Source organism: Streptomyces sp. HUAS CB01 (assembly GCF_030406905.1).
Taxonomy (GTDB): domain Bacteria; phylum Actinomycetota; class Actinomycetes; order Streptomycetales; family Streptomycetaceae; genus Streptomyces; species Streptomyces chengbuensis.
This window is the reverse complement of sequence record NZ_CP129137.1, coordinates 5,867,690-5,893,687: the sequence shown is the minus strand read 5'-3', so window position 1 is coordinate 5,893,687 and position 25,998 is coordinate 5,867,690. Positions and strand designations below refer to the sequence as shown.

The following is a 25,998-nucleotide window of genomic DNA, read 5'->3' as shown; positions in this document are numbered from 1 at the left end:
GGCTGCCGCCTCGTCCTAGTCCAGGTAGTCCCGCAGGACCTGGGACCGGGACGGGTGGCGCAGCTTGGACATCGTCTTGGACTCGATCTGGCGGATCCGCTCACGCGTCACGCCGTAGACCTTGCCGATCTCGTCGAGCGTCTTCGGCTGACCGTCCGTGAGACCGAAGCGCATGGAGACGACGCCCGCCTCACGCTCCGAGAGCGTGTCGAGCACCGAGTGCAGCTGCTCCTGGAGGAGCGTGAAGCTGACGGCGTCGGCCGGGACGACGGCCTCGGAGTCCTCGATCAGGTCGCCGAACTCGCTGTCGCCGTCCTCACCCAGGGGGGTGTGGAGCGAGATCGGCTCACGGCCGTACTTCTGGACCTCGATGACCTTCTCCGGGGTCATGTCGAGCTCCTTGGCCAGCTCCTCCGGGGTGGGCTCACGGCCCAGGTCCTGGAGCATCTGGCGCTGCACGCGCGCGAGCTTGTTGATGACCTCGACCATGTGCACCGGGATACGGATGGTGCGGGCCTGGTCGGCCATGGCGCGGGTGATCGCCTGACGGATCCACCAGGTGGCGTACGTGGAGAACTTGTAGCCCTTGGTGTAGTCGAACTTCTCGACGGCGCGGATCAGACCGAGGTTGCCCTCCTGGATCAGGTCCAGGAAGAGCATGCCGCGGCCGGTGTAGCGCTTGGCCAGCGAGACGACCAGTCGGAGGTTGGCCTCCAGCAGGTGGTTCTTGGCGCGGCGGCCGTCCTCGGCGATGATCTCCAGCTCGCGCTTGAGCTTGGGGGCGAGCTTGTCGGAGTTCGCCAGCTTGTCCTCGGCGAACAGGCCCGCCTCGATGCGCTTGGCCAGTTCGACCTCCTGCTCCGCGTTGAGCAGGGGGACCTTGCCGATCTGCTTCAGGTAGTCCTTCACCGGGTCGGCGGTGGCGCCGGCCGCGGCGACCTGCTGCGCGGGGGCGTCGTCCTCGTCCTCGTCGGACAGCACGAAGCCGGCGCTCTCGGCGCCCTCGGGCTCGTCGCCGCCCGCCTTGCCGGCCTGCGGCTCCTCGAGCACCTCCTCGCCCTCGAGCAGCTCCTCGGCGTCCTTCTTGGCCGCCGTCGTCTTCTTGGCCGCGGTCTTCTTCGCGGCGGTCTTCTTCGCGGCCGTCGTCTTCCTGGCCGCGGTCTTCTTCGCCGCCGCCTTCTTCGCGGGCGCGGCGGTCTCGCCGGCGGCGGCCGTGGTGATCTCGTCGTCGTCGGCCGCGGCCGACGACGCGGCGGCGGAGGCGGCGACGGTCTTGGCCGTGGCCGTCTTGGCCGCGACGGTCTTGGTGGCGGTGCGCTTTGCCGGGCTCTTAGCTGCGACGCTCTTGCGGGTGCGCTTGGGCGACTCCGCGGCACTGACCATCAGCGTCACACCCTCTTCCTCGAGGATCTGGTTGAGGCTGCGCAGAACATTCTTCCACTGGGTTGGCGGAATCTGGTCAGCCTCGAAGGCCCGACGCACGTCATCGCCGGCGATCTGCCCATCAGCCTTTCCCCGCTCGATGAGCGCCATCACAGACTCGGACTCGGCGATCTCCGGCGGGAGCGTACGGGATGTGCTGGCCGACACGAACAACCTCTCGGAACGATGGAAACGGCTTCCGGCCCCGCCCATGATCGGGCCGGAGCCGACGACCGCCGGCTGGGGATGTACCGACGGCGCGGGCTGAACCTCGGAGAGTGAACAGCGCCGTGATCGGCGCCCGTATTCCCTCCTCGGCTGTCACCTCTTAGGTCATCGCACTGTCTCGAGGAGTGTTACGCCCAATCCGCGTGGCCCGAGTCACACCTCATTTGCGACGAAACGACCAAATGGGGGTCCATTCAGCATTCGACCCCACAATCGTGTCGCCGGACCCCCCGGTCCGGCGACACAGGATGGGTACGCCTCGAACGCCCCGGCCGCAGCCGGCGAGTCAGTGCTCGCGCGGAGCCGGGACCACGCGCTCCACCTCGGGGTGGACGGTGAGAAGTTGCCGCATGGCCGTCTCGGCGCCGTTGGCGTCGCCCGCGGCGAGGGCGTCGACGATCCGCGCGTGGTGCGCGAGGGAGGCCTCGGAAGGGCGGTCGCAGCCGGCGGTCGGTCCCCCGGAGACCTGGAGGGCGGCGCCGACGATGCCCGACAGGTGCTCCAGCATGCGGTTGCCGGCGACCTGGATCAGGAGCGAGTGGAACTCGGCGTCGGCGCGGGTGAAGGTGATCCCGTCACCCTGCGTGAACGAGTGGCTCATGATCTCGACCATGTCGGCGAGGCGCTGCTGGACGTCCTCCCGGCCGTGCCCCGCCGCCAGCCGGGCGGCGAGCGGCTCGATCGTCCAGCGGAGCTCGGTCAGCTCACGCCGCTGGTCGTCGCGCTGGGGACCGAAGGCGCGCCACTCGATGATGTCGGGGTCCAGCAGGTTCCAGTCGCTGACCGGACGGACCCTGGTGCCGACGTTCGGGCGGGCGCTGACGAGGCCCTTGGCCTCGAGGACGCGCAGCGACTCGCGGACCACGGTGCGGGACACCTCGAAGCGCTGGCCGATCTCCTCCGGCACGAGCGGACGGTCGGCCCCGAGGTCTCCGGAGACGATCATCTGCCCCAGCTGCTGGACGAGTTGACCGTGGAGCCCGCGGCCCCGACTGCCTGCGGCACGGCGGCCGGCCCGGCCCAACTCGCTTTCCGTGGTGTCCCAGGCCGGAGGGCCGACCCGGTCGACGCCGGGCACCTCCGGGTAGGGGTATCGGTCGAGATCGCCCGGGCCGGCGAGGCCGGACTCGACGGGGCGGGCGGCGGTCATCATGGTGTGCGCAAGGGTACTCACGCATCCTTTGTCGGCGTGCCCTCAGCCACCCTTGAGGTCTTTGGTGAAAAGCACACGAAAGGGTGATCGGCGCCCGCCCTGCAATTGACGCCTTATCGGGAAGAAACGGTCATTCTTCGGGGAGTTACGGGCAGCTCATCGCACTGTGATCAGAATCGCTCACCAACGAGCTTTGTCGCGAAGGCCGATGAGCAGGTACGAGCAGAGCAGAACGGAGAACGACAACGTCATTGCCGTCCCGACGGGTTGGACGAGCGCCCGCAGCGCCGCGAGCAACCAGCGGTCCACCTCAGAGGGCCACTGCAGCCAGGCCAGCTCCCTCAGACGACCGGGGAATCCGGCGATCGCACGTCCCGACGGACTCCCGAACACGTTCTGCACGAGAGGGACGATCGCCATCGGCACGGCCAGTACGGCGGCCACACCCGCGGCCGTGAGGCGGAAGGTGCCCGCTGCGAGCAGGCCCGACCATGCGCAGCCGACCAGCAGCCCGGCCCAATTCAGGAAGAGCACCGGCCCGTTCGGGACCACGGGCACGGGGTCTGCCCCGTACAGCAGCCACAGCACCTGGGCGTCGAGCGCGACGACGGCACAGCCGATCACGAGGGCCGCCGCCCCCGTCACCGTGAGCTTGGCGAGGAGCAGCCCGAGCCGGCGGGGGACGGTTCCCCGCGCGGCCGCCAGCGCGGGGTAGCGGAACTCCTCCCCGAAGGAGAGGGCACCGAGGACACCGGCCCCGAACGCGGCGGGCGGCAGCGGCAGCGCATCGGGCCAGGCCGCGAGGAGGCCCGGCAGTGGCGTGCGCCCACCGTACGCGAGCAGGGCGGAGAGCGCGGCGGAGGAGACGAGAACGGCCGCGACGATCAGATACGGCGTCCGGACCCCGAGGAAGCGGCGCAGTTCGTACCGCAGCGGCTGCAGCGGCTGCGGAGAACCCCCTCGGGTTCGGGGCGTCCCGCGGCGGGTGGGAAGGTGCTGCGCGGCCTCGGTGCCGCCCCGGCCGTTCCGGAGGGGATCGGCGCACGCCGCGCCGCCAGGGGCGTGGCCGTCGGAGGCGCGGCTGCCGGAGGCCTCGGGAGGGGGGCCACCGGCCCCGGGGCAGGAGCCATCGGAAGTGTTCGCCGCAGCGGGGGACGGGCGTGGATCGTCCGCCGCCTCGTGCGCGGGACCGCCGTACCGGAGCACCTCGGCGGCGTTCTGCGAGGTGAGCGCCCTGTGGGCAGGGCCTCCCGGTGCGGTTGCGGCACCGAATTCGGACCCGCGGAGGGCGGTGGCGGTCAAGCGATGGGCGTCCTGCTCGCGGAGGGATGCCGGGCGGGGGCCCGCGTCCCCGATCTCGTCGGCGAGTTGATGGACGAGCACGCCGTGGCGGAAGGCGGCGTCACCGATCTCGGCACAGCTGCTCCCGTACACGGAGAGCCGGTTGCCGCCTTCGGCGACGACCTCGACGGATCGACGCGCGGCCCGTGACTCACGGTTCAGCGCCGCGGCGAGCCGGACGGCATGCGGGGTCCGGACCGCGACGCGGGGACGGAGACGGGTGCGGGCGAAATCGGCCGTGTCCTGGTCTGCGACGAGCCGCCCCCTGTCGATGGTGACCACGCGATCCGCGGTCCTGGCCGCCTCCTTGGGATCGGCGGTCGTGTAGAGGACGGTCCCGCCGTGCGCGGCATGAGCACGCAGCAGACCGAAGAGCCAGCTGTGCTCACGCGGCGAAAGCCCCCGGGAGGGAGAGTCGAGCAGCAGCGTGTGCGGATCCCCCAACAGCGCGGAGGCCAGACCCAGTCTGCGGTCCATACCGAGCGAGAGGGAACCGAGTCGTGCGTCCCGCAGCGCTCCGATGCCCACGAGGTCGAGCATGTCGTCCGCACGCGACACCGGCACTCCGGCCGCGGCACAGAGCATCCGGAGCTGACCGCGCGCGGTACGGGCGGGATGCCCCGGGACGTCGCCCAGCAGCACCCCCACCTCCCGGGCCGGGTTGGCGAGGGAGTGCAGGGGGCGTCCGCGGAAGTACGTGACGCCCCGGCCGTCCTCGAGTTCGAGCATGAGCCGAAGGGCCGTGCTCTTCCCTGAACCCTTGGCTCCGAGAAGGGCGGTGACGTCGCCAGGTCTCGCCTCGAAGGTCAGATCGTCCACGGCGGGCGCGAGATACCGGCGGGAGGTGCTGGTGAGTCCGATGGCCTGGAGCATCGCTTCCCTTGCGGAGGTAAGACCGCTCGGCGGCTGGGCGGGTATACGGCAGGTGCGGATACCGCAGCACGATAACGCGACATTTCGGACTTTCTCGGCAGCCTCGTGGGCCGGGTGTCAGTGCGGCGGCGCGGCTTCCTCGCGCACGCCGCACTCTCGCGCACACCGCACTGACGTCAGACCTCGGGACGCAGCATCGGCGGATTGAGCAGGGTCGCACCGCCGGCCCGGAAGAGCTGTGCCGGACGGCCGCCCTGGCGGGTCGTGGTGCCGCCCGCGGGCACCAGGAAGCCGGGGGTCCCGGTCACCTTGCGATGGAAGTTGCGCGGGTCCAGGGCGACGCCCCAGACCGCCTCGTACACCCGCCGAAGCTCGCCGACCGTGAACTCCGGCGGGCAGAACGCCGTGGCCAGCGACGAGTATTCGATCTTGGAGCGGGCCCGTTCCACGCCGTCCGTCAGGATCTGCGTGTGGTCGAAGGCGAGCTGACCGGACTGGTCCTCGTCGCGTGCTCCGCCCTCATGGCTCAGCAGCGTCTCGACGGGCGCCCAGCGCGCACTGTTCGCATCACCACCGGCACGCGGCGCCGGGAGATCCGGGGCCAGTGCCAGGTGCGCCACGCTCACCACGCGCATACGCGGGTCCCGTTTCGGGTCACCGTAGGTCGCGAGCTGTTCGAGGTGAGCGCCGTTGTCGGGCGCGGGCGAGTGGGGGTCGTGCACGCAGAGCCCCGTCTCCTCGACGAGTTCGCGCGCCGCCGCGGCCGTGAGGTCCTCGTCCGCCCTGACGAATCCTCCGGGCAGCGCCCACCGACCCTGGTACGGCTGCTCGCCGCGACGTACGACCAGAGCGCACAGCGCATCGCGCCGCACGGTGAGCACGACCAGGTCGACGGTGACAGCGAAGGGCGGAAAGGCCGACGGGTCGTAGGGCATGCCGCGATCATAGTCGTCTTCCTGACGATAAACACTCCCTTCCTGATCAGGAACGACGACTTCTTGGTGATCCGGATCGACGCCCTCGCCACGCGCCGGCCCGCCGTCCTCGCACGCCCAACTACGCCCCCTCCGCTGCTCTCTCCTCCTCTCGGGGCCAGGTCCGCAGACCCCTACGTCGGGCGGCGCCCGGCACGGTCCCCGACCCGGCAGGGACGGGGGACGGGACGGGATCGGGGACGGATCCGGCCGCGGCCCCCGGACTGTTCGGCCCGGGACCAGGCTCGGCCCGCGGCAGGACTGGGCGGGCCGTACGGGCCGGACCGGCCGAGCCCCGGACGGGGACGAGGCTCTGGCTCAACCTCGCAGGAGGCCAGGACGGGGACCGGGGCGGGGCCTGGGCCTGAGGCTGGGCCTGGGGCTGGGCCTGGGGAAACGGTGCCGGGTGACGAGCCCGTTGCCGTTTCGCCGACCGTCGCGTCCGGCCCCGCGCCCTACGACAGAGACCGCTGCTCAGCCTGGCGGAGACGCCCGCTGCTGCGGCGGGCCGATCGGGCTGCACGGTCCCTCCCCGTCCCCTATCGACCGGTCATGCTCCGCCACCTGTTCCGGCGCCTGCGCCCGTTCCCGTTCCTGCTGCGCGGTCGCCGAGCCGCCCGGCAGGGCGGGCCCGGCTCCCCGTCGCGGCATCACCGTTGGCGTTCGCGGCACGGCGCCTGCTTGCCGGGGCCTCCCCTGGAACGGTGGGGCCAGGCCTCTTGCCCTTCTTCCGTACCGCCGGGCGCACCAAGGACACCGGGCGCTCGTGGCCGGGGCGCGTCCGGGGCCGACGTGCCCCCTCGGCCCCGTGACACGAGGACGCCTTCGGGCCGGGCGTCCGCGACACGGTCCCCTCTGCGTTCTCCGCAGCCGCTTCTTGTGCGGTCTCCGCCGCCGCGCCCGGGGCCGCCTCGGCCGGCGGGTCAGGGTCCGGCTCGGAGGATGCGAGTGCCGCAGCTCCCCGCACCGCCGATGTCGTCACCGGCGCCGGTGACGAGGAACCCGAAGCGACCTCCTGGGGTGCAGCCGAGCCCGCGACGGGCCCCGGACCGGTCTGCTCGTCCCCGGCGGAGCCGGTCGTGAGCTCCGGAACAGCAGGCCCGTGCCCCGCGGAGCCGGCGGTGAGCTCGGCAACGGCCGGTTCGAAACCCACCGAGCGGGCCACCGAACCGGCGGCGACCGCGGCGGGTCCGGATGCCCCTGCCGGTTGTGACCGCGGGGACGTCCCATCTGTACGCAGGCAGCGGCGCAGGTCCTCGGGGTCCAGCCCGTCGTTGCACGCCTGGTGGAGAAGGCGCGCGAAGACGTACTCCGGATCCACCCGGAGGGCGAGGCTCAGGGCGACTCGCGCGCTCGGCTCGTCACCCGTGGACCAGGACACCCAGCCGGCCAGCGAGAGCGGAGCGGCCGCATGCTCCGCGTAGGGTCCGACGCAGCGACGGGCCAGCGCCCGCCACAGCCGGAGCGCTCGGTGGGCCTCCGGGCCCTCCATCCACGCGGCGGCCCGGTCCCTGGTGTCGCGGTCCTGGAGCCCGAGGATCAGCGCCGCCGCTTCGGCATGGGAGATCAGCCGGTCGTCGCGCGCGTCCGCCGAGGGCCGTCCCATGTCCAGCGTCGCCCGCTCCCCCAGGCGCTTCATCAGCCGGCGGGCGAGCCGCAGGGTCTCGGCCCCGACCTGCTCCCTGCTGCCTCCGTGCAGGATCCGTGGCAGCAGGGCGGCTCCCGCGGAGTCCAGGGCCTGCTCCTGGTCGGCCATGGACGGCGTCCTCAGCGGTTCGAGACGCGACTCCATCTCCCGCAGCGAGCCCCGGACCCGGATGCCTGCGTAGGCCGCGGCGGCGGCCATGACCGAGGTGCCGGGAATCGCCATGGCGGTCCCCTCCGCCGGACAGCAGCGGGAGTCCGGGCAGCAGTAGCTCCAGAACCGGCCGCCGGAGATGCACAGCGCCTCGGGGACCGGCACGTCGAGTGCGCCGCAGGAGGTGCGGAGCCACTGTGCCAGCGGGCGCAGCCGCTCCATCACCGCCCGGCCGGTCTCCCCTTCCGCGGGGTCCTGGCACAGGAAGACGACGATGCCGTCGGGCCGGGAGCCCCGGCGCTCGCTGCCCTCGATCAGGCACTCGGCGAGGTGCTGGGCGACGGGCAGCCACTCGTGCGGCGACGCGGGGATGCCGAGACGGAGCCGCCCGCCGAAACGGCCCCGCGTTCCGTGGAGCGCGACGAGCACGATGGAGTCGGTCGGGTGGAAGCCCAGCATGTACGGCAGGGCGTCGGCGAGTTCGGCCGCCCCACGCAGAGTGATCTGCTGCTGCTCGCCGTCGGCCGGCCCGGTGGGTTCGTGGTGCTTGTTCATGGCACGACGGTCCCGCGGACCACCACCTGACCGCGACCCCTGTGGATAACGTTGTCCACAGGCCGACCGGAGGACCGGCCGGCGGACGCCCGCGTGGTCGCGGAGGTGGTTCGAGCGCAAGACGACGGCCGCCGCAGCACTCGACCATGCCGGTGCCGGCGTCGCACGCGCAGAGTGGGGAAGTTCAGCCCGCCGCAGCGAGGACCATCGGAAGGACCTGTCCGCTGCCTGCCTGGCGGAGGAGGCGGGCGGCGACCGCGAGGGTCCAGCCGGAATCCGTGTAGTCGTCGACGAGCAGGACGGGGCCGGAGGAGCCGGCCAGGGAGACGGCCAGGTCCTCGGAGACGGCGAAGGTTCCGGACAGCGCCTTGAGGCGCTGGGCCGAGTTGCTGCGGCGGGCCGGGTGAGCGCTGTCCGGCCGGGCGTGTGTCAGGGTGCCGAGGTAGGGGAGGCGACCGATGGACGCGATTCCCTGAGCGAGGGAGTCGACGAGTTGCGGGCGGGACAGGGACGGCACAGCGACGATCCCCACCGGCCGGGCGGAGGCGTCCGGGACATTCGGCGCCCAGCCCCCCGGCGAGCGCGCCCAGTCGGCGAGGACGGCCACCGCGGCCTTCAGCACGTCCTCGGGGACCGGTCCGTCGGGGGCGTTCTCAGCCAGCAGCGGGCGCAGTCGGTTGCCCCAGCCGATGTCGGAGAGCCGTCCGAGGGCACGGCCGGTGGAGCACTGCTCGCCGGCCGGGATGCGCCCCTTGAGGTCGACACCCAGTGCGGGCATCCCCGTCGGCCACATGCGGCGCGGCTCAACTTCCACACCGGGGCGGTCCAGTTCCTTCGCGGCCCCCGTCAGCGCCTCGGTCGAGACGGCGGAGTCGATCCAGGCTCCGGTGCAGTTGTCGCACCGGCCGCACGGGACCGCTCCCTCGTCGTCCAACTGCCGGCGCAGGAACTCCATCCGACACCGGGAGGTGCTCACGTACTCGCGCATGGCCTGCTGCTCGGCCGCCCGCTGCCGAGCCACCCACGCGTATCGCTCCGTGTCGTACACCCAGGGCTGTCCCGTGCTGGTCCAGCCGCCCTTCACGCGGCGCACCGCGCCGTCCACGTCCAGCACCTTGAGCATGGTCTCCAGCCGGGTCCGCCGGAGATCCACCACCGCCTCCAGAGCCGGCACAGACAGCGGTCGTCCCGCATCGGCGAGAGCCGCCAGGGTCTGGCGAACCTGGGCCTCCGGAGGGAAAGCGGCATCGGCGAAGTAGCGCCAGATCGCCTCGTCCTCCTTACCCGGCAGCATCAGCACATCGGCGTGCTCCACCCCACGACCGGCGCGCCCCACCTGCTGGTAGTACGCGATCGGAGAAGACGGCGCTCCGAGGTGGACCACGAAGCCCAGGTCCGGCTTGTCGAACCCCATGCCCAGCGCGGACGTCGCCACCAGCGCCTTCACCCGGTTCTGCTGAAGGTCCGCCTCGGCCTGGAGCCGGTCGGCGTTCTCCGTCCGGCCCGTGTACGAGTCCACCTTGAACCCGCGCTGCCGCAGGAAAGCGGTGGCCTCCTCAGCCGCAGCGACCGTCAGCGCATAGATGATCCCCGAGCCCGGCAGCTCGTCCAGGTGCTCGGCGAGCCAGGCCAAGCGGTGCGCCGCGTCCGGCAACCGAACCACGCCGAGCCGGAGGCTCTCCCTCTCCAGCGGGCCACGCAGCACCAGGGCCTCGCCTGCACCGGTGCCCAGCTGCTCAGCCACATCTGCCGTCACCCGCGCGTTGGCGGTTGCGGTGGTGGCCAGCACCGGCACTCCGGGGGCAAGCTCGGCGAGCATGGCCCGCAGCCTGCGGTAGTCGGGGCGGAAGTCATGGCCCCAGTCGGAGATGCAGTGCGCCTCGTCGACCACGAGCAGGCCCGTCGTGGTCGCGAGCTTGGGAAGTACCTGCTCTCGGAAATCAACGGAATTGAGGCGTTCCGGACTCACGAGGAGAACGTCGGTCTCACCGCGCTCGACCTCGCCGTGGATCGTGTCCCAGTCCTCCGGATTGGCCGAGTTGATCGTGCGCGCCCGGATGCCCGCCCGCGACGCCGACTCGACCTGGTTGCGCATCAGCGCCAGCAGCGGCGAGATGATCACAGTGGGTCCGAAGCCCCGACGACGCAGCAGAGCGGTGGCCACGAAGTACACCGCCGACTTGCCCCAGCCGGTGCGCTGCACCACCAGTGCCCGCCTGCGCTGCTCCACCAGGGCCGCCACCGCCTGCCACTGATCCTCCCGAAGCCGCGCCGAGCCGCCCGGGTCACCGACCAGCTCAGCGAGGATGGCATCGGCTTCGGCACGGAGCTCCAGGGTGTCCATGCCCCCATGCAACCCGATGGCACTGACAATCAGCGAATCCACCCAACGTGACACAGGGCTCACGAAAGGTGCGCCTGCCGCGCGCTGATCGAGACGGCCGGGCACTGCGCTCGGCCAGAACCACTCCCGATCCCGATCTCCGCGTCTACGCAGTCAAGGGCCTCGATGCCATCGGACATGCGAAGCCCGCCCAGTTCTGCGGCCCCGAAGGACTGATTTCCTCGGCACGCGCTGAGTCCGTCGTTCAGCGGGTTCTGCGGCTGGATGGAGCACTCATCGCGTGAAGGGAGGTCGGCCCGGCCACGGCAAGAGTGCCGAACAGGCGGGATCCCGCAGCCCGCCGTGGACAGTCCGTTCATGAAAGCGTGAGGTGCGCCTTTGCGCGGCCGGCGTGCAGGATCTCGCCCTCGTCGGACAGGAGGCCGGTGATCCGCGTCCAGATCGTCCCGGCGTGCACCCGCACGAGCCTGAAAGGGCTCGTCGAGGTGATCCGCTCCGGGCAGGGCGCGGCCTGCCGCCTGCACGTCACTCTCCGGTCGCTTCCGAGGCCGCTGCCGCTTCCGCTGGACGTCCGCCTTCGCGACCTTGTCGGCATTGCCGTTGAAGCCGCCCGCGGTTTCGTCGCTCCTGCCGCCGCCGCTGTCCTTGACGACGGCTTCGGGGTAGGTCCTTCTGGAATTCCTTGTCGGGGTCGTCGACCGCCTTGACGCAGGCCTTGATGTAGTCGGCCGGACGGTGCCGGCGGCGTACTTCTCTGCCGACGTCGACGTGAGCTTCGGCGTGCCGGGAAGCGCGGGCCCGGTCCGTCCCCGGTCGGGAGCCGGTTCAACCGCTGGGCTGTGGAGTGCCGTTCGGCCGCCTGGGCCCGCAACTCGACCCACTCCTCGTCAAAGCCCACGGTGCGCCGAACCCCCGCTGCCGGTGATCACCACTTCGCGTCGCACCGTATGTCCGACACCGCAGGGCGCCGGAAACGGTCACGTGCAGAGCTCCACTTCAATTCCCACCGGGACAACTCGGCGGCATCCCGGCGGCAAATGAGGATTCACGAGGATCAGGTGGGAACCACGGAGGACTTCTCGGAGGGCGCTTCCTGATTCATCGAGGGTGTTCCGTCGCAGCCTGATGGTGGGGTGCGAGCGGACTCGGTGGTCCGCAGCCGGTCGCCGGCCGGGTGCCAGGGCGAGGGAACGCACGCGTCGAATCCGGGAACTGTCCGCTGAGCAGTCGTCATTGAGCAGGCCGGTCATCACGGCCCGGAAGGACCCGAATCGCTCGGTCAGCGGCCACCCCGTACCCACGCGATGCGGGAGATCGTGAACGCGATCCTCCGCCGGAGCCGGACCGCGCCATGAACCACGACCGCCGCACCCGGATCGACGGTCCCCGCCCCGGCGCATCTCGCGCACGAACAGCGCCCAGCGGGTGCGCGGACTGCATGAAGGCCGCGCGTCCCACCGGCTCTGGCGCGGGCGGTGGCAGGAGCCGGCGACCAGGTGCTGCTCGTGGACGATCTTTCGGACAGCGACCGGCCCCTCGCCGTCGCGTCACGACTCCTGCGCCGAGCGGAAGCTGAGGAAGTGTTTCCGCTGGTCCTCGCAGTTCAGGCGTAAGGGGAGCGTGACAGGGCGCAGTGACGGGCAGGGATATGAGCACCATTTCTACCCATTCCAGTCAGCGGCCTCAATTGCTCGTTGCCGCCTGCCCTTGAGCCCGCAAGAATTGGAACCACCGCCCCCCGCCCGGTCCGGTCGCGGTCCGCAAGGGCTTTGCCGCGGTGCGCCCTCACCCGACCCTGCCCGCACTGTGGGCGCGTATGCGAAGGGAGGACCGTGACCTTCGGATTCGCCTCGTCCGCAGCCACTACGTTCAATGGATCGGCCGGCTCCGCCAGTCGCCTCGCCAGGCTGCTGGAACCCGCGGAGTGGGCGGAAGCGGGGATACCCCTCCTTCGCAACCCCCGCGAGGTCGTGACCGGCCTGCACGTCCGCCATGAGCCCGCCCCCTCGACGGCCGTCGTCGCCGTGCTCGATCCCGAGGAACGGCTCATCGCCAGCGCCTCGTTCGCCCGGCGTGCGGTACCGGCCGACGGCTGGGAGTTCCGCAACGCGCTGCTGGCCCAGCTGCGCCGGGTCATCCCGCACGACCTGCGCCGTCGCTCACCGGTGCGCACCGCCGTGCTGCTCTACTGCCGTGAGGGCGACGAGCGTTGGACTGAGGAGGACGGCGCCTGGATGTGGGGGCTGCGGGACGCCTGCACCTTGCACGGACTGCGCTGCGGGGCGTACATCACGCTGACGCGCGGCGGGTGGCAGGTGGTCGGCGAAGGCCGCGGCGGCCGCCGCCCCGGTTCGGACTCGCGGTCGAACGGTTTCGCGGATCTGGTGCCCGGTCCGGGAGCGGCCCCCTTGCGCACGGCGAGCGGCGCCGCCGAAGCGATGCGCCGGACGGCGGCCCGCTGAAAGGCCCGGAGTGCGGGGCTCCGGGGCCTCCGGGCCCCGGCTCGCGACTCCGCTCCGGACCGCGTGGCCGTCCCCCGGCCCTCTGGGCCGCGCCGCCGAAGGGCACGGCTCATCGGCGTACGGGGCGGCAACCCTGCGGACGAGGACACGTACGCGCGCACCCTTCGGTGGCACCGCACCGTGTCCCCCACCCGGCCACGACCGCCGCACCGCACGGCGCACACGCACCGCGCAGGGCGACGTGGTCAGGGCAGGGCGTGGCACCGGACGAGCCCTGCGCCGCGCCCGGTCTCGAGGTCCGCGCCGGTCGGCTCAGACGCCCGCGCCGAGCGCCGCGTTGATCTGCTGCGGCTCCCCGCACACGATCAGCAGCGCCCGGGCACGCCCCAGGGCGACGGGCAGCGCACGCGCCGCTTCGCCCTCGTTGCCGCCGTTCACGGCGACGACGACCACGGGCCGGGACGCCGCTCGGTCCGCCGAGGCGGCATCCGCGTAGAAGACGTCGTCGGCGGCGTCGTGCTGGGCCCAGTAGGCGGTCTCACCGAAGGACAGCTCGTGGGCCGCCCAGGGGTGCTGCTCGCCAGTGGTCAGCACGAGGATCTCGCCCGGGGCACGGCCCGAGTCGAGCAGCAGGTCGACGGCCTCGCCGGCGGCGTCGAGCGCGCCCTCGGCGGGAGCGGGGATGAGCTGGATCTGCGGCGCGGAACGATTCTCCTGCCGCGGCGACGCCACAGCGGCGGAGCCGTGGACACGCTGCGCGGGCGGAGCGGGCCTGGCCGGCCCGGGGCCGGGGCGCCCGGGACGGGGAGCGGACACGCCGCGCGGACCGGGTACGGGACGGGGGGTCGGCGCGGTGCGGCCTGCGGCCGATGCAGCGCGGGGACCCTGGGCGCTCTCGTGAATCTGAGGCTCCTCGGGGATGAGAGGCATGGGTGGATATTTATCAAACGCCGGTGCGACGAGCATCGGCGGGTGGCACATAAGTGCGACCGGTCGTCAGGCCGGTCGGCACAGTACTCCTGGTACGGCCGGTTCAGAAGTCGAAGCCGAGTTGGCCCCCGCTCTCCAGAGCGGCCGCCTCCACGGAGATCCGGACCTTCTTCAGATGCCGCCAGCGCGGCATCGCGTCGAGATAGGCCCAGGAAAGCCGGTGGAAGGGTGTGGGGCCGAGCTCCTGCAGCGCCGCCTTGTGCACGGGCGACGGGTAGCCGGCGTTCTCGCCGAACGCGTACGGCTCGAACGACGCCGATTCCAGCCCGAGCTCGGCCATCAGCGCATCCCGCCGCACCTTGGCCAGCACCGAGGCGGCCGCGACGGCGATGCACGACTGGTCGCCCTTGACGACCGTCCGGACGCGCCAGGGCGCGCCGAGGTAGTCGTGCTTGCCGTCCAGGATCACGGCGTCGGGCCGGACCGGAAGCCCGTCCAGGGCCCGCACGGCCGCCAGGCGCAGAGCCGCGGTCATGCCCAGCTCGTCGATCTCCTCGGGGGAGGCGTGCCCGAGCGCGTGGCAGGTGACCCATCTCTCCAGCTCCACCGCCAGGGCGGCACGGCGCTTGGGAGTGATCAGCTTGGAGTCGGTCAGCCCCTCGGGCGGCCGGCGCAGACCCGTGATGGCGGCGCACACCGTGACAGGACCGGCCCAGGCCCCCCGCCCGACCTCGTCGACACCGGCGATGATCTTGGCGCCGGTGGTGGCGCGGAGTGAGCGCTCAACGGTGTGCGTGGGTGGTTCGTACGGCATGGCGCCAGACAGATTACGCCGCGCGGCGCGGCCGCAACACCCCGGCTCCCCCTCTCCCGTACGAGCCCTCGAATCAGCCCCGGCGCGGGCACAGCAGCGGCACCATGACCCGATCGATCATGTCGGCGATGTCCTTGTCCTTCCATTCGCTTCCGCACACCTTGGACCGGTACATCATCATCGCGGGGATCACGTCGAAGACCATGTCGTCCATGGCGTCCGAACGCACCTCTCCGCGGGCCACACCCCGGTTCAGCACTTGCCGGAAGAGGTGCACCGACGGCTTGATGACACCCCTGACGATCAGCCCGTGGAAACGTTCGGCCGTCGACGGGTCGCATTCGTGAAGGACCGCACGCAGGGCGCATCCGGGCTTCGAGTACATCGCCGCCCGCATCCGGCGGGCGAGGTGGTAGAGGTCCTCACGGACACTTCCGTGATCCGGTGCGTCTCCCAGCGAGGGCAGCCCGGCCTCCAGGGCGTCGGCGACCAGATCCTCCTTCGAGGGCCAGCGGCGGTAGACCGCGGCCTTGCCGGTCCTTGCCCCGGCGGCGACCCCTTCCATCGTGAGCCCGCCCCAGCCGACCGTGCTCAGCTGCTCGAGCGCGGCGTCGAGGATCGCCCGCTCCAGCACCGGGCCGCGGCGGCGCAGCGTCACGGACCGCGGCCGAGCGGCGGCCCCGGTTCCCGAAGTACCCATCAAGAACTCTCCGTTGAAGCAGTGCGGTAGTGCAGTGAACGCTTGCGTTCCCTGTTGGGGAGTCACTACCGTGGACGGCGCAGTGAACGGTTCCGTTCACTAAGTCATGCACGGGGGGACCATGGTGACCACCTCTCAGCTGGAACAACCGGGCAAGCAGGGCGCAGCCCGCCGGGAAGGCCGTCCCGGCATAGCCCTCACCGTAATCGCGGCGTGCCAACTCATGGTGGTACTCGACGCGACGATTGTGAACATCGCGCTCCCGCACATCCAGGACGCGCTCGCCTTCTCGACCACGGACCTCTCCTGGGTGCTCAGCGCCTACACACTGACCTTCGGCGGACTGCTGCTCCTCGGCGGCCGGGCCGGGGACATCCTCGGGCGGCGCAGGGTGTTCATGACCGGCATCCTCGTCTTCACCCTCGCCTCGCTCCTGGGCGGATTCGCCCAGGAACCCTGGCAGTTGCTCGCCGCGCGTGCGCTCCAGGGCGTCGGGGGCGCGATCGCCTCACCGACGTCACTGGCGCTGATCACCACCACGTTCCCCGAAGGCCCCGAGCGCAACCGGGCGTTCGGCGTCTTCGCGGCCGTCTCCGCCGGCGGTGGAGCCATCGGACTCCTCGCCGGTGGAATGCTCACGCAGTGGCTCGACTGGCGCTGGGTCCTGTTCGTCAACGTACCCATCGGCCTGCTGATCGCCTTCCTGACACCGCTGTACATAGCCGAGTCGGAGCGGCACCCGGGCAGGTTCGACGTGGCGGGCGCGCTGACCTCCACCGCGGGCATGGCCTCGCTGGTCTACGGGTTCATCCGGGCCTCGGAGGAGGGCTGGCGGGACGCGCTCACCCTGGGGTCGTTCGGCGCGGCGGTGCTGCTGCTCGGCGCGTTCGCCCTCGTGGAGTCCCGGGCCAGGGAGCCGATCACGCCGCTGAGGATGTTCGCCGACCGGAACCGCTCGGGCACGTACGTGATCATGCTGAGCCTGGCCGCGGCGATGTTCGGGATGTTCTTCTTCATCGTTCTGTTCGTGCAGAACGTGCTCGGCTACAGCCCGATCGAGGCCGGTCTGGCCTTCCTTCCGGTGACCGTGGCGATCATCACCGGCGCGGGGCTCTCGCAGCGGCTGCTGCCCGTGCTCGGCCCGAAGCCGTTCATGGTCACCGGGTCCGCCGTCACCGGCCTGGGCCTGTTCTGGCAGACGCTGATCAGCCCGGACAGCTCCTACCTCGGTGGCGTCCTCGGGCCGATGGTGCTCTTCGGCTTCGGTATGGGACTGAACTTCGTGACGCTCACGCTGACCGCCGTCTCCGGCGTCGCACCGCACGAGGCGGGCGCGGCCTCGGGACTGCTCAACGCGACGCAGCAGGTGGGTGGTTCGCTGGGGCTGTCCATCCTGGTCACGGTGTTCGGGACGGCGAGCCGGGACGAGGCGGAGCGGCAGGTCCCGGCGTTCATGGCCCAGGCCTCCCCCCAACAGCAGGCGGAGTTCGCCAGGACGCGGGAACTGCCGGCCCCCTGGGGCCACGAGGTCCTCACCGAGGGGATCTCGACCTCGTTCCTCGCCGCAGTGGGCATGGTGCTCCTGGCACTGGCCACGGCGGTCCTGGTGGTGCGCGTGCGCAGGAGCGACCTGGACGCGCTCAGCGGGAACGCCGGGGCGGGCGGCCCGGTCGCCTGAGGCGGCGGGCCTTCGGTGAGGTGCGGTCCGTCCTCGGGGGAGCGGACCGCACCTCACGGTGTGCCGGACCGCGCGGACGGCGGCGGACGCACGGGCCCTGCCAGTGGGCGGCCGTGCGGACGGGGCGTCAGTCCATGCCGGTACCCGGGTCGAAGTCCTCGAGGTCGTCGATGCCGTCGAGGTCGGCATCCCCGTCGTACCCGTCACGGGTGCCGCCGTACTCGCCGTACTCGTCCTCTCCGTACGCCGCGCAGGCCGATCCGCCCGCCGATGCCGGACGCTTCCCCAGGAGCTCCCTCGCCCGCGTCTGCCCCCAGCTCGTGTCGTACCAGGCCTGGTCCGCCTCCCGCAGGTCGCGTTCGATCTGCCTCAGCGCGCAGGAGCGCACCGGTTCGGGAAGTGCGTCGAGTGCCGGGACGGCGTCCGCCGACAGATCGCGGAGATACCCGACGTCGATCTTCCCCGTGCTCTCGAACCGCTCGACGTTGCGCTCTGCGACCAGCGCGTCGGGCGAGACGAGGCCGAAGGCGAGTACCGCGGCGGCGGCACTGCCGACGACGGCGCGCGGCAGCCAGCGGCTCCCGAGGAGCCCCGCGGCGATGATCAGCACGAGGACGAGCCCGAGCCACAGCTCCATCGCCGCGACCGAGATCCGCAGCCGCGTGAGCCCGTACGCGTCGACGTAGAGATCCATCCTGCGCAGCGCGGAGGCCACGACGACCAGGGTGAGCACGCACAGCGTCCCCAGCACCGCCCGCACGAGGGCGCGGTCGCGGGATCCTTCGCGGGGCGCCCAGCGCAGCGCCAGCCCGATGACGACGAGGGTGAGCAGGGTGGCCCACAGCAGCTGCCAGAAGCCCTGCCGGGCGTACTCGGCGTAGGTGAGCCCCGTCTCGCGCAGCACCTTGTCGTACCCGCCGAAGAGGACGGCGAGCTGGACGGCGATGAAGGCCGCGAAGAGCAGGTCCAGGACGATCAGGGGGAGGGCCCACTCGGCCCTGCCCCTCGCTCTTCCCTGTCGCAGGGTGAGGCGGTCCCAGCGGAGAGGGGCCGCGGCGGTGTGCGCCGCCGCGAGCGCGCCGGCCAGTCCGACGAGGAACAGCAGGAAGCGCCAGGGGGCGTCGATTCCCGAGACGTCCGGTGTCAGCTCGCCGAGCAGATCGGCGAACGCCGCGTCCGCGCCGGCGAACAGCGCGCCGAACACGAGCACCAGGACGGTTGCCACCGCGGAAGCGCGCAGCACGGGACCCCAGCGGCCCCGGGAACCGTCGGCACGTTCGCGCAGTCCGCGCCACCCCCAGACCGGGCCGGTCACCAGCGAGTCCAGCACGCCGACCGAGCCCAGGAGGACGCCCGGCCACGTGCGGCCCCCGTGGAGTGCGATCGAACCGACGGCCAGCGCGGAGACGACGGCCAGGAACGTCGGCCAGCCCGCGTCGCGCAGCGCAGGGACGACGAGCAGGGCGAGACCGCCGACCGCCCAGGCGGCCGTCACGGGTCGCAGCCGCCGGCCCGCGGCCCGGGCGGCGAAGAACGCGGCGAGCGCGGCCGGCACCGCGACGATCAGCAGGTTCACCCCGAGTCCGTCACCGAGCAGCAGCGCGCTGAGCAGTGCGGTGGCGAGTGCGCACCAGAGCGTCACCGCCCGGGCCGGCTCGCGCCGGGTGGGGCGGATGGCGGCGAACCAGGGCTCGGGCTGCTTGACGGGGGGAGGCCACGGCTGTCCGGGAGGCGTCTGCGTTCGGGCGCGGGCGGTGCCGGGGCCTGCCCAAGGGCCCTGGCCCGGTACGGCCCCGGATATGCCCGGTGATCCGTCGGACCCGGCAGGGGCGCCGCCGACGGCTCCGTGCGGCCGGGCACCGCCGGCCGGGCCGCCCCCCGCGGACCCGACGGTGGCGGCGGGCCCGCTCGGCTCAGGCGAGGCTCCCGCGGCTTCGCGCGGCCGGGGCTCGCCGCCCCTGCCGGTGCTCTGTCCGACGCCGTCGTCGGCGTCCGGTTCGCCTTCCCGTGCCCCCGCCGGCTCCCCGGCCGGGACCGGTCCGGACGGCTGCCCGGCAACGGCGCCCTCGCCGGGAGCGGCGTCCCGTCCCGGGGACCGGTCCTGGACGAACGATTTCTCTCCGGAGCCCTCCCCCGGTTCGGACCCGGCGTCCGGGGCTGGCGGTGTGGACGGTCTGTCTGGCACGGGACCCCCTCCCGGCCGGGCCCTGCGGTGGGGCCGGCATGGCCGTCCCGTCGTCCCGGCGTCTCATCGGCGCGCGCCCGTCATGATCAACGCTGCGGCGTGGCCGACAGGCTAGCCCCGGACACCGGGGGACACCCCGCCGGGGCGGGGTTGTGGCAGGACCGTGACAGTGCGGCGGGGCGGCCCGGGACACACCCGCCGCATCCGGGCGTCCGGAGGTCAGGCCACCCGGGCGAGAAGCCAGTCGGGCAGGGCCTCGGTCTGCTCCAGCCAGGCCGCGGGCGGAGCGCCGGCAGCGGCGGCCGCGACCACTCCCCCGGCGATCGCACAGGTCGTGTCGACGTCGCCGCCCACCTGAGCGGTGGTCCAGAAGGTCTTCTCGAAGTCCCCCAGCGCCCGTGCCGCGGACCAGAGCGCGAACGGAACGGTGTCGTGCGCGCTCGTGCGCCGGCCCCGTCCGAGCACCGCCGCGACCGTGCCGACATCGCCGTAGTCGAGCATGTCGCGCGCCCGGCGCAGACCCTGCCCCACCGCGCTCCGCGGCACGAGCGCGATCACTCCGTCGAGCAGGTCGGCGGGCGACGGAGGGCCGTCGGGGGAGCCCGCGAGCGCCGCGGCGGCGGCGACCGCCATGCTCCCGACGACGGCCTCGCGGTGCTGGTGCGTCGTGTACGCGGAGATCTCCGCCTGATGGGTGGCCTGCTCGGGGTCGTCCGCGTACCAGGCGCCCAGCGGGGCGATGCGCATCGCCGCTCCGTTGCCCCACGAGCCCTGGCCGTTGAAGAGCTCGGCGGCCAGCTCGCGCCAGTCGCCGCCCTCGCGGATCAGCCGCAGCATCCGGTTCACCGCGGGCCCGTAGCCCCGGTCGAAGTCGTGGTGGTCGGCGAAGGACAGGGCGAGTGCGTCCTGGTCGATCCGGCTGTGGGAGACCAGCACGGCCACCACCGAGCAGGCCATCTCGGTGTCGTCGGTCCACTGCCAGGGGCCGGACGGCAGGGCGCGCCGTTTCAGCAGCGGATAGTTGGAGGGTACGAAGAACTGGGAGCCCAGGGCGTCTCCCACGGACAGCCCGCGCAGGCTGGCCAGGGCGCGGTCGAGGCGCCGGTCGAGAGAGGAGTCAGCGGTCATCGCACCGCCACTCTATCCGGTGATCCCGTACCACTCGGGTGTGCACCAGCGCTCGAAGGGCCTGTCCAGTGTGTACCGGCCGTCCTCGCCGAGCAGCAGCGTCCTCGTCTCGCCGTTGTCGGGATTCGACAGCGACTCGAATTCGGGCACCGTCCAGTGGAACCAGCGCATGCAGAAGAGGCGCATGGTGAGGCCGTGGGTGACGAGCAGGACGTTGGGCGGGCTCTCGGGCGACTCGAAGCTCCGGTAGAGGCTCTCCAGGAACGCCCCCACCCTGTCGTACACATCGGCTCCCGACTCTCCCTGCGGAAAGCGGTAGAAGAAGTGGCCGTAGGCGTCGCGGTAGGCCTTCTGCAACCGCACGGCGTCGCGTTCCTGCCAGTTCCCCCAGTCCTGCTCGCGCAGCCGGGGCTCCTCCCTGACCCGGACGAGCCGGGAGTCGAGCCGGAAGGCGTGGAGCGTCTGGTGGGTACGTCGATATGGCGACACGTAGACGCTGACACGCTCATGCCCGAACAGCCCGCGCAGCCGGTCACCGGTCGCCTCGGCCTGGCGCCATCCCCGCTCGGTGAGGCTCAGCGCGTGATCGGGCTTGCGCTCGTACACCGAGTCGTCGGCGTTGCCCTCCGACTCGCCGTGCCGGACGAGGACGATGCGCCGTGGTCGTGCCATAGGACAAACCCTAGATCGGAGCGGCCCGCACGAGGAGTGCCGCGGGGGTGGGTGCGGCGTGTCCTCACAGGACGCGCACACGGCCTGGGCCGGGCCCCGCCCCGGGAACGGGACTCGTCCGACCCGTCCGACCCGTCCGACCGCGGCGGCCGTCAGGTCCCGAGGCGACCGGCAGCCGGCGTGGTCACACGGTCCAGGACGGCTCCAGGGCCACGACGTCCCCGGCCAGCGCCGCGATGTCCGCCTCGGTCTGTGCCCGGAGGGACAGCCGCTCCACCCGCTCGACCCGGTACTTGCCGTGCTCCGCGGCCGACTGCCACATGGAAAGCACCAGGAACTCGTTCCCCGGGGCCTCGCCGAAGAGCCCCCGCACCATGCCCGGGGACCCCGCCATCGCCGGGTTCCACACCTTCTCCTGCATCAGGGAGAAGTGCTCCACACGGTGCTCGTGCACCTTGCAGTGCGCCACACGCACCACGTCCGCGTCCGCGAAGCGCGGCTCGAACCCGGTCTTCACGTCGAACCGGTGGTCGAACAGCTTCGCCTGGAGGTTCCTGTACGTGCCCGACTGCGCGGACGCGAGGCGGTCGTGCGACCGCGCCATGAAGGAGTCGTAGAACGCGCGGGTCTCCCAGAACGAGAACACGTGGGCGACATCCGGCCGGCCTCTGCTCCAGCCGCCGCCCTGCCCCCGGAAGCCCGGCTCCCCCAGCAGCCCCGCCCACTTCCGCTGCCCGCGCTCGAACCCCCGTCGGTCCACGACGGTGCAGCGAATCCACTTGACCAGCACCGCGCCATCGTACGGCCAAGGGACGTGGCCTTGGTCACTCTCCTGGGTGAAGGTGCACCTCCGGTCGACCGCCCGGCCGGTTCGAGCCGCCCCTTCGCGGTCGTCCCCGGACCACGCCGGTCACATGACACGATGACAGTTCGCACGTCGTGCCGGGAGTTGACGGCCGAGGGCGCCGTCCGGCGCGGGCCTCCGCCGTCCAGGAGGAAGGGAATTCGGGTGAGCAGTCTCAGCAAAGGGCTCCGGAAGGTCCAGGTGACGCTCAAGTGGGACCCCAGCCCCATCGGAGCCGCCGCCCACGACCTCGACATCGTGGCCGCCACGTACACGGCGGACGCCCCGCACGGCACGCCCGCCTATCTCGTGCACTTCGCCAGCCGCTCACCCGACGGCACGATCACCCTCGACAGGGACAGCCGCACCGGCCAGGGCTTCGGCGCGGACGAGGTCATGACCCTCGAACTCGAGCGGCTCGCGACGGCCTACGCGAGGGTCGTGGTCGGCGTCGTCATCCAGCAGCGGAACGCGGAGAAGTCCTTCTCCGACATCCCGAACACCGGAGTCCGGATACTCGACGGCCCGGTGGAGCTCGCGAGCGACGACTTCTCGGGCGTCCCGGACGCCTCGGCCGCGACGATCGCGGAGTTCACCCGCGACGACGACGGGGCGTGGCAACTGCGCCCGTTCCTGCGTGGTTTCAGCGCGGACCCGGCCGAGTTCGCCACTCTGATGGGTACGCCGCCGGCCTGACCGGAGCCACCCGGTGCGGGCCCGTGCCGCGGGGATCGCGTCCGGGCGACCGCCGGGTTCGCTCCTCCCGGGCGGGCCCGGCCGGCCGAGCCGACGGAACTCTCCGTTCCGCACGACGGCCGTGCGCGGGGGAGGGACACCGGCTCCGCGCCGACGCCCCTCCCCCGGAGTCCACGCCTCGGATGCGGCCGCGCCGGGTGTGACACCCGGCGCGGCCGCCCGGTATCAGCTGCAGCCGCTCGTCGAGCCGCAGCCCTCGCAGATGTAGCAGGAGCCCGCGCGCTGCATCTTCGTGCCGCAGGAGAAGCACAGCGGCGCGTCCGCGCTGATGCCGAGCTGCATCTCCACGAGCTCCGCGGAGGTGTGCGCCTGCTTCGGCGCCGGGGTCTCGGCCTTCGGCTCGGAGACCGGCTTCAGGCTCTCCTGCTGACGCGGGGCGGACTGGGCCAGGCCCTCGACGTCCACCTCGTCGTCGGCGGGCTCGTACGAACCCGTCTCCAGGTGCCGCTGACGCTCCTCGGCGGAGTGGATGCCGAGCGCCGAGCGGGTCTCGAAGGGCAGGAAGTCCAGTGCCAGGCGGCGGAAGATGTAGTCGACGATCGACTGCGCCATCCGCACGTCCGGGTCGTCCGTCATACCGGCCGGCTCGAAACGCATGTTCGTGAACTTGGAGACGTAGGTCTCCAGCGGCACGCCGTACTGCAGACCGACCGAGACGGCGATCGAGAAGGCGTCCATCATGCCCGCGAGGGTGGAGCCCTGCTTCGACATCTTCAGGAAGACCTCGCCGAGACCGTCGTCCGGGTAGGAGTTGGCGGTCATGTAGCCCTCGGCGCCGCCGACCGTGAAGGAGGTCGTGATGCCGGGCCGGCCCTTCGGGAGGCGCTTGCGGACCGGACGGTACTCGACCACCTTCTCGACCGCGCTGCGGATGGTCTCCTCGGCCTTCTCGGTGATCTCGGCCTTCTTCTCCTCCTTCTTCTTGGCGGAGAGCGGCTGACCGACCTTGCAGTTGTCGCGGTAGATCGCGAGGGCCTTGACGCCCATCTTCCAGGCCTCGAAGTAGATCTCCTCGACCTCCTCGACGGTCGCCGACTCCGGCATGTTGACCGTCTTGGACAGGGCGCCGGAGATCCACGGCTGGATCGCGGCCATCATGCGGACGTGGCCCATCGGGGAGATGGCACGCTCACCCATCGCGCAGTCGAAGACCTCGTAGTGCTCGGTCTTCAGGCCCGGGGCGTCGATCACGTTGCCGTGCTCGGAGATGTGGGCGACGATCGCCTCGATCTGCTCTTCCTGGTAGCCGAGCCGGCGCAGGGCCTGCGGCACGGTGCCGTTGACGATCTGCATCGAGCCGCCGCCGACCAGCTTCTTGAACTTGACCAGCGCGAGGTCGGGCTCCAGGCCGGTGGTGTCGCAGGACATCGCGAGACCGATGGTGCCGGTCGGGGCGATGACGGAGGCCTGCGCGTTGCGGAAACCGTTCTTCGCGCCGAGGCGGATCACGTCCTGCCAGGCCTCGGTGGCCGCGGCCCAGACGGGGGTGTCCAGGTCGTCCATGCGGACGGCCGCGCCGTTGGCGTCGGCGTGCTGCTTCATCACCCGCTGGTGCGGCTCGGCGTTGCGGGCGTAGCCCTCGTACGGGCCGACGACCGCGGCGAGCTCGGCGGAGCGCCGGTAGGAGGTGCCCGTCATCAGCGACGTGATGGCACCGGCCAGGGCGCGGCCGCCGTCGGAGTCGTACGCGTGGCCGGTCGCCATCAGCAGGGCGCCCAGGTTGGCGTAGCCGATGCCGAGCTGGCGGAAGGCCCGGGTGTTCTCGCCGATCTTCTGGGTCGGGAAGTCGGCGAAGCAGATGGAGATGTCCATCGCCGTGATGACGAGCTCGACGACCTTCTGGAAGCGGTCGACGTCGAAGGACTGGTGGCCCTTGCCGTCGTCCTTCAGGAACTTCATCAGGTTCAGCGAGGCCAGGTTGCAGGACGTGTTGTCCAGGTGCATGTACTCGCTGCACGGGTTCGAGCCGTTGATCCGGCCGGACTCGGGGCAGGTGTGCCAGTGGTTGATGGTGTCGTCGTACTGGATGCCCGGGTCGGCGCAGGCCCACGCGGCCTGGGCCATCTTGCGGAAGAGCGACTTCGCGTCGACCTCCTCGATGACCTCGCCGGTCATGCGGGCGCGCAGGCCGAACTTCCCGCCGGCCTCGACGGCCTTCATGAACTCGTCGTTCACGCGGACGGAGTTGTTGGCGTTCTGGTACTGGACGGACGTGATGTCGTCGCCGCCCAGGTCCATGTCGAAGCCCGCGTCGCGCAGCGCGCGGATCTTCTCCTCCTCCTTGACCTTGGTCTCGATGAAGTCCTCGACGTCGGGGTGGTCGACGTCGAGGATGACCATCTTGGCGGCCCGCCGGGTGGCGCCACCGGACTTGATCGTTCCGGCGGAGGCGTCGGCACCGCGCATGAAGGAGACCGGTCCGGAGGCGTTGCCGCCCGAGGACAGCAGTTCCTTGGAGGAGCGGATCCGGGAGAGGTTCAGGCCGGCGCCGGAACCGCCCTTGAAGATCATGCCCTCTTCCTTGTACCAGTCGAGGATCGACTCCATGGAGTCGTCGACGGACAGGATGAAGCAGGCGGAGACCTGCTGCGGCTGGGGCGTGCCGACGTTGAACCACACCGGCGAGTTGAAGCTGAAGATCTGGTGCAGGAGGGCGTACGCCAGCTCGTGCTCGAAGATCTCCGCATCGGCGGGCGAGGCGAAGTACGCGTGGTCCTCGCCGGCCTTGCGGTACGTCTTCACGATGCGGTCGATGAGCTGCTTCAGGCTCACCTCGCGCTGCGGGGTGCCGACCGCCCCGCGGAAGTACTTGCTGGTGACGATGTTGACCGCGTTCACCGACCAGAAGTCGGGGAACTCGACGCCACGCTGCTCGAAGTTGACCGAGCCGTCGCGCCAGTTGGTCATGACGACGTCACGGCGCTCCCAGGCCACCTCGTCGTACGGGTGCACGCCGGGGGTGGTGTGGACGCGCTCGACACGCAGGCCCTGCCGGGCCGCGGCAGCCTTGGATCCCTTGGCTCGGGAGCCTCGTGCCGGGCCGCTCGTCGTCTCTGTCATGCCGCCTCCCATATACGGGCGAAAACGCCCTGAAGTGCCCAGATCTTCCCTTGGCACAGTCTCTGTCTGATGCCACGGGCG

General features: G+C 71.6%; 17 protein-coding genes and 1 pseudogene. 4 read left to right on the top strand and 14 right to left on the bottom strand.

Annotated features, from left to right (window positions below; all coding sequences use genetic code 11):
- Nucleotides 1-15: 15 nt before the first annotated feature.
- The 6 genes from QRN89_RS26025 to QRN89_RS26000 form a co-directional block, all read right to left on the bottom strand.
- The gene (locus QRN89_RS26025) at nt 16-1,590 is read right to left on the bottom strand and encodes an RNA polymerase sigma factor (protein ID WP_290351787.1); all 1,575 of its coding nucleotides are present in this window, start codon (nt 1,588-1,590) and stop codon (nt 16-18) included.
- A gap of 346 nt (nt 1,591-1,936) precedes the next feature.
- Nucleotides 1,937-2,824 carry a FadR/GntR family transcriptional regulator gene (locus QRN89_RS26020; protein WP_290351786.1) on the bottom strand — a complete coding sequence of 296 codons (888 nt, stop codon included), beginning with the start codon at nt 2,822-2,824 and terminating at the stop codon, nt 1,937-1,939.
- 159 nt (nt 2,825-2,983) lie between these two features.
- Complete coding sequence (locus QRN89_RS26015) at nt 2,984-5,017, bottom strand: ATP-binding cassette domain-containing protein (RefSeq protein WP_290351785.1); 2,034 nt, start codon at nt 5,015-5,017, stop codon at nt 2,984-2,986.
- A gap of 176 nt (nt 5,018-5,193) precedes the next feature.
- A complete protein-coding gene (locus tag QRN89_RS26010) occupies nt 5,194-5,952 on the bottom strand; it encodes an NUDIX hydrolase (RefSeq protein WP_290351784.1) in 759 nt (252 codons plus the stop codon).
- A 589-nt stretch (nt 5,953-6,541) separates the two neighbouring features.
- Nucleotides 6,542-8,344 (bottom strand): DUF4192 family protein, encoded by a 1,803-nt coding sequence (locus QRN89_RS26005; RefSeq protein ID WP_290351783.1) that lies wholly within the window; start codon nt 8,342-8,344, stop codon nt 6,542-6,544.
- 184 nt (nt 8,345-8,528) lie between these two features.
- On the bottom strand, nt 8,529-10,688 hold the full coding sequence (locus tag QRN89_RS26000) for a RecQ family ATP-dependent DNA helicase (RefSeq protein ID WP_290351782.1): 2,160 nt from the start codon (nt 10,686-10,688) through the stop codon (nt 8,529-8,531).
- A 1,395-nt stretch (nt 10,689-12,083) separates the two neighbouring features.
- Here QRN89_RS26000 and QRN89_RS25995 point away from each other — a divergent pair.
- Both QRN89_RS25995 and QRN89_RS25990 read left to right on the top strand, forming a co-directional pair.
- A pseudogene (locus QRN89_RS25995) lies at nt 12,084-12,301 on the top strand (hypothetical protein); the annotation flags it as partial.
- 219 nt (nt 12,302-12,520) lie between these two features.
- Nucleotides 12,521-13,150: a hypothetical protein gene (locus QRN89_RS25990; protein WP_290351781.1), complete on the top strand. Its 630-nt coding sequence runs from the start codon at nt 12,521-12,523 to the stop codon at nt 13,148-13,150.
- A gap of 312 nt (nt 13,151-13,462) precedes the next feature.
- Here QRN89_RS25990 and QRN89_RS25985 read toward each other — a convergent pair whose 3' ends face one another.
- The 3 genes from QRN89_RS25985 to QRN89_RS25975 all read right to left on the bottom strand — a co-directional run bounded on the left by QRN89_RS25985 (nt 13,463) and on the right by QRN89_RS25975 (nt 15,594).
- A complete protein-coding gene (locus tag QRN89_RS25985; RefSeq protein WP_290351780.1) occupies nt 13,463-14,080 on the bottom strand; it encodes a hypothetical protein in 618 nt (205 codons plus the stop codon).
- A gap of 103 nt (nt 14,081-14,183) precedes the next feature.
- Entirely contained in the window at nt 14,184-14,894 is a 711-nt protein-coding gene (gene rnhB / locus QRN89_RS25980; RefSeq protein WP_290351779.1) for a ribonuclease HII, read from the bottom strand.
- A 73-nt stretch (nt 14,895-14,967) separates the two neighbouring features.
- Complete coding sequence (locus QRN89_RS25975; RefSeq protein WP_290351778.1) at nt 14,968-15,594, bottom strand: TetR/AcrR family transcriptional regulator; 627 nt, start codon at nt 15,592-15,594, stop codon at nt 14,968-14,970.
- A gap of 124 nt (nt 15,595-15,718) precedes the next feature.
- Between QRN89_RS25975 and QRN89_RS25970 the strand changes: the two genes are divergently transcribed.
- Nucleotides 15,719-17,272: an MFS transporter gene (locus QRN89_RS25970; RefSeq protein WP_290353860.1), complete on the top strand. Its 1,554-nt coding sequence runs from the start codon at nt 15,719-15,721 to the stop codon at nt 17,270-17,272.
- A gap of 127 nt (nt 17,273-17,399) precedes the next feature.
- On the opposite strand, the gene QRN89_RS25965 is transcribed toward QRN89_RS25970, so the two are convergent.
- From QRN89_RS25965 to QRN89_RS25950, 4 genes are all read right to left on the bottom strand, one after another.
- A complete protein-coding gene (locus QRN89_RS25965) occupies nt 17,400-18,914 on the bottom strand; it encodes a DUF4153 domain-containing protein (protein WP_356948655.1) in 1,515 nt (504 codons plus the stop codon).
- 762 nt (nt 18,915-19,676) lie between these two features.
- Nucleotides 19,677-20,585, bottom strand: a complete 909-nt coding sequence (locus QRN89_RS25960) for an ADP-ribosylglycohydrolase family protein (RefSeq protein WP_290351777.1) — start codon at nt 20,583-20,585, stop codon at nt 19,677-19,679.
- A gap of 12 nt (nt 20,586-20,597) precedes the next feature.
- Complete coding sequence (locus QRN89_RS25955) at nt 20,598-21,257, bottom strand: histidine phosphatase family protein (RefSeq protein WP_290351776.1); 660 nt, start codon at nt 21,255-21,257, stop codon at nt 20,598-20,600.
- 184 nt (nt 21,258-21,441) lie between these two features.
- The gene (locus QRN89_RS25950) at nt 21,442-22,047 is read right to left on the bottom strand and encodes a YdbC family protein (RefSeq protein WP_290351775.1); all 606 of its coding nucleotides are present in this window, start codon (nt 22,045-22,047) and stop codon (nt 21,442-21,444) included.
- A 219-nt stretch (nt 22,048-22,266) separates the two neighbouring features.
- On the opposite strand from QRN89_RS25950, the gene QRN89_RS25945 reads away from it, so the two are divergent.
- Nucleotides 22,267-22,797: a TerD family protein gene (locus QRN89_RS25945; RefSeq protein ID WP_290351774.1), complete on the top strand. Its 531-nt coding sequence runs from the start codon at nt 22,267-22,269 to the stop codon at nt 22,795-22,797.
- A 225-nt stretch (nt 22,798-23,022) separates the two neighbouring features.
- Here the strand turns inward: QRN89_RS25945 and QRN89_RS25940 are convergent, their stop codons facing one another.
- Entirely contained in the window at nt 23,023-25,917 is a 2,895-nt protein-coding gene (locus QRN89_RS25940) for a vitamin B12-dependent ribonucleotide reductase (protein ID WP_290351773.1), read from the bottom strand.
- Nucleotides 25,918-25,998 lie beyond the last annotated feature (81 nt).